Raw genomic sequence first — 14621 nt, forward strand, 5'->3', positions numbered from 1 at the left:
GAGAGTAAAAGGTATGATTTTGTTTCGTATAAAGCTCAAGAGGGAGAGAGATAAAAACAGACAGAGCGAGTCCAATAGAATTCGAACTCGCGTCAGGAAGGCAATAGAGCGTGGCTAGTTGATGAAGGCAAGCAGGCGATAAAACCAAGTGACTTCACCGTAAGCAATCAAATCAAAGATGGTGAAGAAGATGACACAGATGATGGCCAATTTGACCAAGCGTTGAACTATAAACATCACAATTTCCTGTTGTTTTTTCGCAGTTTACTACGTCAACAGGCGAATGAAAAACGGATGCTTGTATCAAGGCGTGTTAAACAATCAACAAAATTTTTTGCAAAAAATGACGTGCTAGACGCGCTGTTATCTAAGCGATTGTACTATCTACTTTTTTATTAATTTACTGCTCGTTTTGCTTAAAAAGCAATCGGTTAACTCACTGTATAACCTAGATAAGCGAGCGAAAATGGATGTCGACAAGTTGGACGAGCATCAACTATTTCAAATATGATATGTCGTACACTTTTTTAAAACTAATACTTATAACTATTTTTTAATGCAAACACCTCGCTTGTTTAACTTAAATCTTCGCTACAAGACTGCCTTGTATTTCTCGCTCGGTCTGCTCGGGATGATAATTAGTTTCCTTTTTATCAGCCGATACTTTTTCCTGTACAGCTTAGATGAGTTGGAAAACATGGAAATTGACCACTCAAGTCAGCAAGCTATAGCCGTAATTGACATGATGGTGACTCAGCAAGAAGGAAGTTCCTATGATTGGGCTTACTGGGATGAGACCTATGACCTTTTCACACACCGTGACATCGCAGGTTACAGCGAACGCAACTTATATGTCGAAACCCTTGATGCGCTGAACCTCGATTTGATGTCGTTTATCACACTGGATGGGCAGTCCTTAGTGTCATTGAGTCGTGAAAACACACCAGAGTCTTCATCCTCACTAAACAATAAAGTCGTGTCCGTGCCACTCCTCCAACAGCATATTTTGGCGATGAACAGTAAGCTTGATGTTCACCGCGAAAGTTTGGCGGGCATATTTAAGATCAATGACAACATTTGGGGGTTGAGCTTAGCGCCGGTTCGCAACAGCGAAGGAGATCGTCCTTCGAACGGCTGGATGCTGTGGGGACGCAATCTGTCTGAGCGTTTCCCTGGCGACTTTAAAGCGATGATGTCTGCCAACAATACGCTCGTGACCAAGTCGTTTAATCCTGTCGATCATGCCAAAACTAAAAGCATCGATAAAACCTCAGAGTCCATCATCAAATGGACCCCAATCAGCGATCTCGCGGGTGAGCCGATTGCGTGGTTGAAAACACAAACCAAACGCGAACACTATTCAAAAGGTAATACACTCTTTATTTACCTCTTTGCGACGGTTGGGGTGGTAGCGTCAGTCATTGCTACCAGCACGTTTTTCATCTTCAAAAGAAAGGTGGCAACACGCTTTAGCCACTTTGCCGAAGGCATTAACGAAATCGCCTCCCAATATCAGCTTGAAGGTTTGCAGTCCGTAAAGTTCGATGAGTTAGAACTCGCGACAAAGCTTGTGCAAAAGCTCTCTGAAAACACGTCTATGACTCAGTTACAGCTGAAAGACTCCATGGAGAAATTCGGCGCACTTTACCACAGCTCATCGTTAGGCATGCTGATCGTTATTGAACGTGAAATCGTCGACGCCAACCATCGAGCGCTTGAACTACTGAGTTATAAAAAATCCGACCTTCTTGAGCAGCCATTAGACACGCTCTGCCCTACGACTGTTGATGAGTGTCGTGTTGATGCAATGTATCGAGAGCTTCAACATGGCCGCAATCAGTTTGAAGCACAGATGCTAGACAGCCATGGCGAAACCATCGATTGTTTAATAGAAGCAACACTGATTCAGCACAACGGGCACACCGCCTTGATGCTGCTGTTGCAAGATTTGAGTGAAAACAAACAACAAGCTGAGATGATTCAAAAGCTGACCGATTTTGATCCTGTGTCTGGCTTTTGTAATCGCCCAGTGATCTTAGGTGCACTTGAAGAGTTGGTGAAACACCAGCCGAATCACTTCTCGTTCATTTACATCACAAGTAAGAGCCTCAAACAAATCGCTGAAGTGTACGGACACCTGATTTTTGATGAGGCGATCCAGTACATCTCGACTTTGTTGCGCGACCATTTGGGCACTCACCAAATTGGTCGGATTAGTGAGCATGAGTTCATCGTCATTCTTCCCAACGCAAGCGGTCACAGCGACGCGTTGGAAGCGGCAAACCGACTGTTAAATCAGCTATCTTACAAAATCGAACTCTCTGGGATTATGTTGTCGCTCGACAGCAAAGCCGTGATGGTTGACCCTAAAATCACCCACCAATCCCTTGAGCACCTATTGCTTGTAGCTCGTTACTCTGCGCAGTCAATGAGCGGTCGTCACATGCATGAAGTGTTGGTCGCTGATGGTGAGTTATCTGAGCAGGCAGAAACGTCGATGATCATCCATCGCGACTTGGAAGTAGCAATTCGACAAGACAACATCATTCCTTATTTTCAACCAATCGTGAACGCGAAATCAGGTGAAATCATTGGCTTTGAAGCATTGGCTCGATGGCCGCATCCAACGCTCGGCATTATCTCGCCGTTGATCTTTATTCCACTTGCAGAGCAAGGGAAACTGATTGTGGAACTTGGAGAGTCCATTCTCAATCAGTCTTGTGATTTTATCGGCAAACTGAACACAAAGAGACACAGCCAAGGCTTGCCGCCACTGACGGTGCACGTCAACCTGAGTGCGCAGCATTTCTACCATTCACGGTTGATTTCATTCCTGCAAACCATGATTGAAGAGCACAACATCTCTGCAGGTCATTTGGTGCTAGAAATCACCGAAAGTATGCTGATGGGCGGCGAAACGGAATCCATCCACTGCATCAACGAAATCAAACAACTGGGCGTACAACTGGCGCTGGATGATTTTGGTACGGGCTACGCATCATTCAGCAGCGTGTGCAACTTCCCGCTAGACATCGTCAAACTCGACAAATCGTACGTGGATGAAATTGAAACCAACGACCGAGCCAAAACGCTCGTGCGAAACATTGCCAATATGTCGCAAGAGTTGGGATTAACCATCGTCGCAGAAGGCGTCGAGACGGCCAGCCAAGTCCGCAAACTAAAAGTGTGGAATATAGATGAGTTACAAGGTTTCTACTTCTATAAACCGATGACTCGAGAAGACGCATTCGCTCAGTTTTCTGGCTTGCCCCCCTGTTAATCTAGCTCCCCCTCCCAAGGCAAAGCAGCCTCTGTCGCTTTGCCTTTTTTGTTCCCCAATCTCTCTGCTTCTTGCCAAGTAAGACTCAGTATTGCATCGCACTGATGATCGAACACGGTTTCAACCCGATATAAATGTCTGCGTATATACTTTAAACAAGGTTTTCAATAAGTCCCTGTCACCGGACAAGGAGGACTGCATGAAACGGACATGGATATGGCTACTACCGCTGCTTCTATTTGCTGGCCAAATACTTGCAAATACGGTTTGGATTGTGCCCGTAAAAGGGGCAATTGGCCCAGCCAACAGTGACTACCTCACTAGGGAAATTAAACAAGCTCAAATCAACGGCGTGAGCCTAGTGATTCTCAAAATGGATACCCCTGGCGGGCTAGATAGCGCGATGAGAGACATTATTCACGCCATCACAACCTCGACCACACCGATTGCGACTTGGGTTGGGCCTTCAGGCTCAAGAGCCGCGAGCGCGGGCACCTACATTCTGCTTGCCAGCCACATTGCGGCAATGGCAGAAGCGACCAACCTAGGCGCAGCAACACCTGTCGCCATAGGTGGTGCACCACAAGCGCCCTCTTCTGATGACGGCAAAGACAAAGAAGCCTCGGATGAAAACAAACCCAATGCAGAAAAGAGCGGCGATCAAGTTCCGGCTAAAACCGCCATGGAGAAAAAGGTCATCAATGACGCAAAAGCCTACATTAAAGGGCTCGCAAAATTACATAACCGCAATGCACAATGGGCAGAAAAAGCCGTCAGTGAAGCCGCCAGTTTAGACGCGGAAGAAGCCTTAGAACTCAATGTCATTGATGTCATCGCCAACTCGCCAGAAGAGTTGGTCACCGCAATAAACGGTAAATCCGTCAAGGTGAACAATCTCCCCGTGACATTGTCACTCGACAATCCCATTTGGGTTGAAAGAACACCGGACTGGCGCGCAGAAATGCTTGCGGTGATCACCAATCCTAATGTCGCCTACATTCTAATGCTCATCGGCATTTACGGCCTATTACTCGAGTTTTATAACCCCGGAGTGGGTTTACCCGGTGTGCTTGGCGGCATCTGCTTACTGCTTGCGATGTACGCACTGCAAATGATGCCCGTCAACTACGCAGGTTTAGGACTGCTGCTACTCGGTATCGCGCTCATGATTGCCGAAGCCTTTAGCCCGAGCTTTGGCATTTTAGGCTTGGGCGGCGTAGTAGCATTTGTGCTTGGTTCAATATTCCTGATGGACAGCGAGCTCCCGGGCTTCCAAATTGCCCTACCGTTGATTTTCGGTATCGCCATTTTCTCTATCGCGTTGATTCTTCTCACTATTGGTTTCTTACTCAGGATTCGAGGAAAAGGCGTCACCACAGGTTTAGAGACCTACCCCGGTAAACATGCCATTGTGAGTGACGACTTCATCGACGGACAAGGCCGCGTGCAGTTTGAAGGTGCATTTTGGCAAGCGAAGACCGAACAAGATCAAGAACTCAAACAAGGTGAATCGGTCACCATTGTTCATGTTAAAGGGCTAACCTTAACGGTGAAGCCCAATGACCGCCCTAAAGAATAGGAGGCGTTTATGATGCTCTACACTGTTGCTGTGATCGTGGTGCTGCTGTTCGCATTAGCGACACAAATGTTTAAGGTTCTGCGCGAGTACGAACGAGGCGTGGTGTTCTTTCTGGGGCGATTTCAAGAAGTAAAAGGCCCAGGCTTGATCATTTTGATTCCTTTCATCCAACAAATGGTGCGTGTTGATTTACGAACCATTGTGCTGGATGTACCAACACAAGATTTGATCACCAAAGATAACGTCTCTGTGCGCGTTAACGCGGTGGTGTATTTTCGCGTGGTTGACCCACAAATGGCAATCAACAATATTGAAAGTTACAGCGATGCCACCAGCCAGTTAGCACAAACGACGCTACGCTCGGTGCTGGGCCAACACGAGTTGGATGAACTGCTGTCCGAACGAGAACGACTCAACAAGGATTTACAGTCCATCCTCGATCAACAAACCGACGATTGGGGCATTAAAATCTCCACCGTCGAAGTCAAACACGTCGATTTGAACGACAGCATGGTTCGCGCGCTGGCTCGACAAGCCGAGGCGGAACGTAACCGCCGAGCGAAAGTGATTCACGCAACGGGTGAATTGGAAGCGTCGAACAAGCTGAAAGAAGCCGCAGAAATGCTAAACGAAGCGCCAAACGCGCTGCAATTACGCTATATGCAAACCTTAACCGAAATTACGACGGACAAAACCTCAACCATCATCTTCCCAATGCCAATTAATTTGGTCGAAGCGGTGACGGACATTGCCAACGCCGTTAAAAAGAATCAGGGGCAGGATAAAGAAGAATCGCCACATTAATTTTCAAATAAGGGCGGAAGCGGCTTGGGTTTAACTTGAGTGGACTTAGTTTGGTCTCGTTGAGTTTGGTGTAAACAGTAAGGCCGCTTCTTCATATTAGATATCACAAACCTTTCGATCACTGATCCGTGTCGGATTTACTTGGCGGTGTACCACATTCGCGTTTCATGATTTCCAGACCCGATTTAAAACAAGCGCGCCATGCCTTTTCAACGTCTGAGTTGTACTCATAATCACACTCTCGTACTGTTTCCAATAAGCTTTCAAACCAAATATCAATGTCTTCGGGTTTGACACCAATGTTACCGATACCGTGCTTTTTGCCATACTTTTCCATCATTTTTCGCGCATCAGAAGACGTGTCTGTCATCATAAAAAAGACGATCGAACCTTTGAGCATACGAACTTGCTTTTGCATATCTACGCCTTCAAATTTCTGCCGAAAGCTCTCTCCTTTCGACCAAAACTTGGCATAAAACCGCTCGAAAAAGTGCTCACTGAGAACACAACGCTCGTAACTGTCGTTGAAAACCTCAATCACATTCATGACCACTCCAAACGAAAACCAGAGTACAACTCATATTTTATGAGTGTAATTTAATATCTCAAACAAGGGGCAAGCGAATATCTCAACGCTCGTAATTTTGGCCAAGAAACAGCAAAGGCCACGTTCTCAACACAAAGTTTGAAACATCACTCCCAAGTTCTCTGTTCGATTTTCAACAAAAAGTTAAAAGTGATTTAAATAAATGCCATCTTATCAATTGCTGGTTATTCGGTACTATGAACTCACTTTCGAGGTACGCGTGGTTGTCGAAGCTAAAAGCGGCCGATATAAAACTGAATAACGAGGATAAAAGCGTGTCTCATCAAATCATTAAAGATCTAAACAGCCGCTACACAGCGAAAAAATACGACGCTGAAAAACGCATTTCTCAAGAAGATATGGCCATCATCAAAGAAGCCATTCGTCTGTCTGCATCGTCAATCAACTCGCAACCATGGAAATTCATCGTGATTGAAAGTGATGAAGCGAAACAACGCTTCCACAGCACGTTCGCGAACAAACACCAATTTAACCAACCCCACGCAACCACGGCGTCGCACACTATCCTTCTTGCTTACGATCCTAAGTTCACAAAAGAGAAGTTTGCAAAACGCGTGGATGCCGAAGTCACTTCAGGTCACCTACCAGCAGATATGTACAACACCTTTATGGGCGCATACGCATTTGCCGAAGCGAACACCGATGAAAATGGCTTCAACGGTCATTGGACTAAGGCGCAAGTTTACATCGCACTGGGTAACCTACTGCACACATTAGCGCGCCTTGGTATTGACTCCACTCCAATGGAAGGCGTTGATCCTGAGCTGATTGGCGAAGAATTTAAAGACGAGTTGGAAGGCCACGTTTGTGAAGTTGCGCTGGCGATCGGTTACCACAAAGATGGAGAAGACTACAATCACGGTTTACCTAAAGCGCGTATGGCATTGGATGATGTTATCACCACGCTATAAAAGCTGATTGAAATCATCATTGTTGAATGAACAAGCCGCACATTGATGTGCGGCTTGTTTGTTTTGAGTGTAATTTGAGTTGAGTATCGCTTTCAGTTCAGACGTTTATCTCAACTAAGCCACTTGCTCGGATTTAAAATTACCAAGCAGCGCGTCATACAACTCGTGATCACTCAACACACCAACCAACTTGTCATCTTCCACCAGCAACAGAGGCTGGTTACTGCGCTGCTTAAGCTCTATCGCTTCGCGCATGCTGATGTTCGGGCTAACCTGAACCAGAGAGTTAGATTCGACATCATCAAGGTTCGATGATTCGCTTACCCACTGAATCAGCGACTGTTCAGAGTTCGGCAAACTCAGGCCTTTCGACTCTTGCGTCACCCAAATTTCTTTATCAGGACAAATAAGCACACGCTCTTTTTCACGTACCAAAGCATCACTCGACTTCATTAGAGAACGACCTTTAAGCACATTCAGAGGATTCGTGTGGGCAACGAAGTCCGCCACATAATCGGTTTCTGGTGCCAGAATGATCTGCTCTGGTTTGCCATGTTGAATCAGTTTACCCGACTCCATAATGGCAATGTTGTTACCAATTTTAAGTGCTTCATCTAAGTCATGACTCACGAACAAAATGGTTTTATTGAGCTTTTCTTGCAGCAGAATCAGTTCATCTTGCAGCTGCGCTCTGATCAGTGGGTCAAGTGCTGAAAACGGTTCATCCATGAGAAGAATGTCCGTATCCATCGCAAACGCTCGCGCCAAGCCCACGCGCTGCTGCATACCACCAGAAAGCTCATGCGGGAACTTACTCTCCCATTCTGACAAGCCAACCATTTCTAACTGTTCACGTGCTTTTGCACGTCGCTCTGCTTTACCTATACCTTGCATTTCCAGGCCAAAGGCAACGTTATCTAATACCGTTAGCCAAGGCATCAGAGCAAACTTCTGGAACACCATCGACACTCGATGTGTACGTAGATGGCGTAGCGTCTGCTCATCACAGTTAGCGAGCTCCACCATATCATCGCCGTCTTGGATTTTCAGAGAGCCACGAGAAATATCGTTGAGTCCGTTTACTGTACGAAGCAAGCTGGATTTGCCAGAACCAGACAAACCCATCAATACACAGATTTCTCCACGCTTGACCGTCAGAGATACATTATCAACACCAACTACTTGACCAGTTTCGTCGATGATCTCCTGACGAGACTTACCTTGGTCTAGCAAAGCCAAAGCTTGTGATTGCTGCTGACCAAACACTACATCAAGATTTTCAATAGTAATTGCGTCCATGATTAAGCCTCCTTCTGGTTTGGTGCTTTGCATAAGCGATCAAGAATGATGGCAACAAGAACAATCGTTAAACCAGCTTCAAAACCTTGCGAGATATTTACCGTGTTCAGTGCGCGTACAACCGGCTTACCTAAACCATCTGCACCTACCAGTGCGGCAATGACCACCATCGAAAGAGATAGCATAATACATTGAGTAACCCCCGCCATGATGCTAGGTAATGCCGCAGGTAACTCCACCTTAAACAGTAACTTCATACGGCTTGCACCAAATGCTTTACCCGCTTCCAGTAGTTCTTCTGGCACTTTGATGATGCCCAAATACGTCAATCGGATTGGTGCTGCAATGGCAAAAATGATGGTTGATATCAGTCCCGGTACAATGCCTAAACCAAAAAGAACCAATGTCGGGATCAAGTACACAAATGTCGGTACGGTTTGCATCAGATCCAAAATAGGTCGGAGTAACGTGTATAACCAAGGGCGATGCGCTGCCATGATCCCCAGTGGCACGCCAATTAATACGGAAATCGTTGTCGCTGCAAACACAAGAACAAAGGTTTCCAGCATTTCTTGCCAGTAGCCAAGGTTAAGAATTGCCAACAGAGCCAATACAATAAATACGACCAACGGGAGACTGCGGTGCAAAAACCACGCTAACGCAGCAGTCATAATGATAGGAGCGGCTGGCGGCATCCATTTAAAGATATCCACCACAAACATGATGATGGTTTCTAGGGTAATAGAGATTGCATCGAAAAAGCCGGATGCATTGATGGTTAACCAATCGACGCCCGTTTCCATCCATTGGCCCAACGGTAGTTTGTTGTCCGTAATAAAATTCACAATAAAACCTTTGTGTTGATGATGTGGGCATTGCTGCCCACTAAGAAAAATCAATTAAGCGTTGTCTTTAAGGTAACGAGCAATTGCCGACTGTGCGTCTTGACCATCGACGGTTTTGACGTCTTTCAGCCACGCTTCGATTTTGTCTGCGTTCGCGTTTAACCAAGCTTGTGCGGCTTTAGATGGTTTTTGCTTCTGGTTAAGAATCGCTTCCATCAGCTCGTTTTCCATTTCTAGGCTGAACTCTAGGTTTTTCACTAGTTGACCCACATTCGGACACTCAGCAAGGTAGTTTTGACGTACGTTTGTATAAACGTTTGCACCGCCGTAGTTTGGACCGAAGAAATCATCGCCACCCGCCAGGTATTCCATTTCAACATTACTGTTCATTGGGTGCGGTGCCCAACCCAAGTAAACGATCCACTGATTGCGACGTACCGCACGTGATACTTGTGACACCATGCCCGCTTCACTTGATTCAACCAGGCTGAAGTCTTTTAAACCAAACGCATTGCTGTCGATCATGGATTGAATCAGGCGGTTACCATCGTTACCTGGTTCAATGCCGTAAATGCGGTCTTTAAATTTGTCAGCATGTTTTTCCAGGTCAGCAAAGCTCCTCACACCTGCGTCATAAACGTATTTTGGTACTGCCAGAGTGTATTTCGCGCCGACAAGGTTCGCTTTTACTGTTTCGACAGTGCCAGCATCTCGGTACTTAGCAATGTCACCTTCCATCGTTGGCATCCAGTTACCAAGGAAGATATCAATGTCGCCATTCGCCATAGAAGAATAAGTTACTGGTACAGACAGCAGATCCGTCTTGGTTTTGTAACCCAAGCCTTTCAGTAGCTCTGTGGTTACAGCAGTGGTTGCGGTAATGTCTGTCCAGCCGACATCGGCAAATCGAACGGTTTCACATTGGTTTGCGTAAGCGCCGGTAGCGACAGAAGTTAATGCGATAGTTGATAGTATTTTCGTCATCTTAGACATATTGAATTCCTTTTGAAGTTTAATGATTTTTATAATTTCTGACTTTTAGCTTTATAAATAATTAAGAGATCGAATCTAAGTCTCTTTTCGGTGGATGCATTCGCTGCATCTCTTGCCAGTTCGGTGCAATCCAAACAGGAGTGTTATTTGCTTTTTCTAGTGCGTTACCCAAGATCATGTCCGCAGCCCGTTCTGCAACCATGATGGTTGGCGCGTTCAAGTTACCATTTGGAATGGTTGGGAAAATCGACGAGTCCACAACACGCAAACCCTGGATGCCGCGTACCTGACACTGCTCATCCAGTACGGCTAACGGATCATCGTCTGCACCCATTTTGCAACTGCACGATGGGTGATAAGCGCTCTCAACATTCTGTTTAACCCACTCGTCAATTTGTTCGTCGGTAGTGATGTGAAGACCTGGTTGAATCTCGTCACCACGGAATTCATCCATCGCAGGTTGATTAAGAATCTCACGTGTCAGACGAATACAATCACGCCAGTCCTGCTTATCTTGCTCAGTCGAGATGTAATTAAACTCAATCTTTGGCTTATCATTCGGGTTAGAAGAAACCACCTCTACAGTGCCACGGCTCTCTGGTTTATTAGGGCCGACGTGTACCTGAAAACCATGGCCATCAAAGGCCGCCTGACCGTCATAACGCATCGCAGCTGGTAAGAAGTGGTATTGAATATTTGGCCACTTCAGCCCTTCACGCGAGCGAATAAACGCACACGATTCAAAATGGTTAGTTGCGCCAAGACCTTTGCGAGTCAAAATCCACTCGGTACCGATTAGCCCTTTGCTCACCAAGCCTAGTTTACTGTTCAGTGTGATTGGCTGCTTACAGTGGTATTGGAAGTACACTTCCAGATGGTCTTGCAGGTTTTTACCTACCCCTTCCAACTGGTGTTTCAACTCGATGCCCACTTTTTCCAGTACATCTTTAGGACCAATACCGGAAAGTTGAAGTAGCTGTACCGAGCCGATTGAGCCTGCACTAGAAATGACTTCATTTTTCGCGAAACACTGCTGAATTGAACCTGATTTCTCAAATTCAACGCCGACCGCTTTCTTGCCTTGTTGTCCTGTCTCTTCAAGCCCTTTTTCTTCAAGCCTTGTTTCTTCAAGTAATACACGACGCACAGTCACTCGCTTCATGAGCGTGAAATTTTTGCGCTTTTTGGCACGGCTTAAGTATGCATTAGAGGTTGAAGCACGTACGCCTTTATCAACGGTCATGTGCATCGGACCAAAGCCTTCTTGCTGGAAACCGTTGTAATCGTCAGTTTCTGGATAGCCCGCCTCTTTACCAGCCTCAATAAAGGCTTCATACAACGGGTTCAGCTTCATGTCATTGCCGCTACAGGTGCCTAGCGGACCACTGTCACCGCGGTACTCATCAGCACCACCGACCCAAGATTCCGCTTTGCGGAAGTACGGTAAGCACGCCTGGTAATTCCAGCCTTTTGCTCCCGCATCTTCCCACTGGTCGAAATCACAAGCATGGCCACGTACGTAAACCATGCCGTTGATAGAAGAGCTACCACCAAGAACTTTACCGCGAGGACAGTGAAGCTGGCGTCCATCAAGACCATCTTCTTGTACGGTCTCAAACTGCCAAGCGTATTTTTCAGTGTTCATCGGGTACGAAAGTGCTGTCGGCATTTGGATGAAAATACTCTTATCCGTACCACCCGCTTCCAGCAATAATACTGAGTGCTGACCACTCTCACTCAAGCGATCCGCTAACACACAGCCGGCCGAACCCGCACCGACGATAATATAATCGTAGTGTTGTTTCATTTTGTGTCTCCTAGGTGTGTTTAGGCGTAAGGGCTTTCGAAGTCGCTAAGCTGAACCAGTACGCTCTTAGTTTGCGTGTAGTGCTTCAGTGTTTCGACGCCGTTCTCACGGCCAATACCGGATTGCTTATAGCCACCAACTGGCATTTCTGCCGGAGAGTCACCCCAAGCATTAACCCAGCAGATACCTGCCTGAATTTTGTGAATAACGCGATGAGCGCGAGAGAGATTCTGAGTGAAGACACCAGCAGCCAGGCCATAATCCGTATCATTAGCGCGTTCGATAACTTCAGCTTCGTCGCTGAATTTAAGCACGGACATGACAGGACCAAAGATCTCTTGCTGTACGTGGCTCATGCTATCGTCACAATCGATAAATACGGTTGGAGCAACGAAGTTACCATTTTGCAGACCATTATCTGTTACTTTGTAACCGCCGGTCAGCAGAGTGGCACCGCTCGCTTTTGCGCTCTCAATCGCTGACAGCACTTTGCTTTCATGTTCTTTTGAAATTAGGGCTCCGATTTGTGTATTTTCATCAAGAGGGTCGCCGACAACCAGTTTCTCAGTGCGAGCTTTAAGCTGTGCAACAAAATCGTCGTAGATAGATTCATGGACAAATACACGGGTACCGTTGGTACATACCTCACCCTGAGTGTAGAAGTTAGCAACCATAGCGGCCGATACCGCATCGTCCAGCTTTGCATCGTCGAATACGATCAAGGGTGACTTGCCACCTAATTCCATTGTGACTTGCTTAAGCGTTTTTGCACTGTCACCCATAACAACTTTGCCAGTGCCTGATTCGCCAGTGAACGATACTTTAGCAATATCCGGATGCGCCGTTAGCATCTGCCCTACGCGGTAGTCACCCTGCACGACGTTAAACACACCATCAGGAAGACCCGCTTCAGAATAAATTTCCGCAAGCTTAAGCGCTGTAAGCGGTGTTTCTTCCGACGGCTTAAAGATCATTGCATTACCAGCTGCCAGTGCTGGTGCTGATTTCCACATTGCGATTTGAATAGGATAGTTCCAAGCGCCAATACCTGCGCAAATTCCCAGAGGTTCACGGCGCGTATAGAAAAACTGGCTTTCATTGAGAGGTTGTTGCTCACCCTGCAAACTTGGTGCAAGGCCAGCGTAATATTCGATAACATCTGCGCCTGTCGTAATATCAACAGCGATCGCTTCTTGAATTGGCTTGCCCGTGTCCGCCACTTCTAAAGCGGCTAACTCGTCATTGCGTTCACGCAGAATCGCTACCGCTTTGTTAAGAATCCGGCTACGTTCAATGACCGTCATTGCAGACCAAACCTCAAAACCGCGTTTTGCAGATTCAATCGCAGCTTCCATATCGCTCTGGTTTGCTTGTTTAACATTGGCCAATGGCTCACCATTTGCCGGATTGTAAGTGGTGAAATGCTCTTCAGAACATCCGATATACATTGCACCATCGATGTAATGTGTTTTCATTTCCATAGTGAAGACCTGTGACTTTTATATTTTATGAGAGTAAAACGTTAGCTGCTTTTCGAGATAATCGTTGATGATGATCCTCGCTTTATCAGCATCGATGCCTTGCGGGTTGAGCGTGCCGCGTAGCCATATACCGTCAATCAGTGACGCTATCCCGTGAGCAACCAACTCTGCTTGCTCCGCACTTAATAGTGCTTTTAGTTCTCTTCTTAGATGGGACAACAGACGTCGTTCATTCACTCGTTGCAAACGCTTAAGCTGTTCGTCGTGCATTGAGTAAGACCAGAAAGCTAGCCACGTTTTAGCCACTTTGTTTTCTGCCTGATAACCAACAAAGTTGCCGTCAATAATGGCGTTGATACGCTGATGATGAGCATCTGCTGGCAACGCACGAAGCTTCCCAGTGATTGTTGAAGAAAGCTGACGAAGGATCTCGCGCATGGTTTCTTCTAACAACCCATGCTTACCACCGAAGTAGTGATTAATTATCCCCGTTGATACTCCAGCCTCTTTACTGATCAACGAGATGCTCGCAGCATGTAAACCGACTCTGTCAATCACTGACATGGTCGCTTTTACAAGCTGCGGTTTTCTGATTTCAGGCATCCCCACCTTTGGCATTTTGCGTCCTTGTTATTTTTAATTGAACGGTTAGTTAAATATAAAATGCCAAAAAATTAGTTCGAACTCAAACCATTTATTGTTAAAAGTAGTGATAATGAGATTTAAATACACACTATACCAAGACAAACCCAACCCCATTATCTATTCAAAGAACCACCCAAAAAGAAGAAACAAAACAAATTAACGCAATTAATTTCAACAACTTAATTAACAGCAGAAGTTAAATTGAACTTCAACACCAACGAAGCGAACAACGCAACGTAGAAGCGTTAGAAAACATTTACATCGAACACTAATTATTTGTGCTATGTCATTTCTGAATGGTAGGTAAGTAATTCCAATTAACTACCCAGCCCCGTGAGTTGCTAGATTGTTACCAACCACAACTACGTAA

General features: G+C 46.0%; 12 protein-coding genes. 4 read left to right on the top strand and 8 right to left on the bottom strand.

Annotated features, from left to right (window positions below; translation table 11 throughout):
* Positions 1-114: 114 nt before the first annotated feature.
* The gene (locus DYB02_RS25960; RefSeq protein WP_017447435.1) at positions 115-237 is read right to left on the bottom strand and encodes a hypothetical protein; all 123 of its coding nucleotides are present in this window, start codon (positions 235-237) and stop codon (positions 115-117) included.
* 319 nt (positions 238-556) lie between these two features.
* Here DYB02_RS25960 and DYB02_RS17075 point away from each other — a divergent pair, with 319 nt between their 5' ends.
* The 3 genes from DYB02_RS17075 to DYB02_RS17085 all read left to right on the top strand — a co-directional run bounded on the left by DYB02_RS17075 (position 557) and on the right by DYB02_RS17085 (position 5663).
* Complete coding sequence (locus DYB02_RS17075; protein WP_029805734.1) at positions 557-3280, top strand: bifunctional diguanylate cyclase/phosphodiesterase; 2724 nt, start codon at positions 557-559, stop codon at positions 3278-3280.
* A 199-nt stretch (positions 3281-3479) separates the two neighbouring features.
* Positions 3480-4859: an NfeD family protein gene (locus DYB02_RS17080; protein ID WP_029806609.1), complete on the top strand. Its 1380-nt coding sequence runs from the start codon at positions 3480-3482 to the stop codon at positions 4857-4859.
* A gap of 9 nt (positions 4860-4868) precedes the next feature.
* On the top strand, positions 4869-5663 hold the full coding sequence (locus DYB02_RS17085; protein WP_029806611.1) for a slipin family protein: 795 nt from the start codon (positions 4869-4871) through the stop codon (positions 5661-5663).
* 118 nt (positions 5664-5781) lie between these two features.
* Here the strand turns inward: DYB02_RS17085 and DYB02_RS17090 are convergent, their stop codons facing one another.
* Positions 5782-6210 (bottom strand): globin, encoded by a 429-nt coding sequence (locus tag DYB02_RS17090; RefSeq protein WP_029806613.1) that lies wholly within the window; start codon positions 6208-6210, stop codon positions 5782-5784.
* Between the two features lie 314 nt (positions 6211-6524).
* Here DYB02_RS17090 and DYB02_RS17095 point away from each other — a divergent pair, with 314 nt between their 5' ends.
* Complete coding sequence (locus tag DYB02_RS17095) at positions 6525-7181, top strand: NAD(P)H-dependent oxidoreductase (RefSeq protein WP_005499154.1); 657 nt, start codon at positions 6525-6527, stop codon at positions 7179-7181.
* A gap of 114 nt (positions 7182-7295) precedes the next feature.
* Here DYB02_RS17095 and choV read toward each other — a convergent pair whose 3' ends face one another.
* From choV to betI, 6 genes are all read right to left on the bottom strand, one after another.
* Positions 7296-8480, bottom strand: coding sequence for a choline ABC transporter ATP-binding protein (gene choV, locus DYB02_RS17100; protein ID WP_029803587.1), 1185 nt, complete (start codon positions 8478-8480; stop codon positions 7296-7298).
* Between the two features lie 2 nt (positions 8481-8482).
* Positions 8483-9325 (bottom strand): choline ABC transporter permease subunit, encoded by an 843-nt coding sequence (gene choW, locus DYB02_RS17105; RefSeq protein ID WP_029803589.1) that lies wholly within the window; start codon positions 9323-9325, stop codon positions 8483-8485.
* Between the two features lie 54 nt (positions 9326-9379).
* Positions 9380-10318: a choline ABC transporter substrate-binding protein gene (locus tag DYB02_RS17110; RefSeq protein WP_029803591.1), complete on the bottom strand. Its 939-nt coding sequence runs from the start codon at positions 10316-10318 to the stop codon at positions 9380-9382.
* A 61-nt stretch (positions 10319-10379) separates the two neighbouring features.
* Positions 10380-12125 carry a choline dehydrogenase gene (gene betA, locus DYB02_RS17115; protein WP_029803593.1) on the bottom strand — a complete coding sequence of 582 codons (1746 nt, stop codon included), beginning with the start codon at positions 12123-12125 and terminating at the stop codon, positions 10380-10382.
* Positions 12126-12145: 20 nt separating this feature from the next.
* On the bottom strand, positions 12146-13606 hold the full coding sequence (betB, locus tag DYB02_RS17120) for a betaine-aldehyde dehydrogenase (RefSeq protein ID WP_029803594.1): 1461 nt from the start codon (positions 13604-13606) through the stop codon (positions 12146-12148).
* A gap of 18 nt (positions 13607-13624) precedes the next feature.
* Entirely contained in the window at positions 13625-14224 is a 600-nt protein-coding gene (betI, locus tag DYB02_RS17125; RefSeq protein WP_005463648.1) for a transcriptional regulator BetI, read from the bottom strand.
* Positions 14225-14621: the final 397 nt, after the last annotated feature.

It is taken from the genome of Vibrio parahaemolyticus (assembly GCF_900460535.1).
In the GTDB taxonomy this organism is placed as follows: domain Bacteria; phylum Pseudomonadota; class Gammaproteobacteria; order Enterobacterales; family Vibrionaceae; genus Vibrio; species Vibrio parahaemolyticus.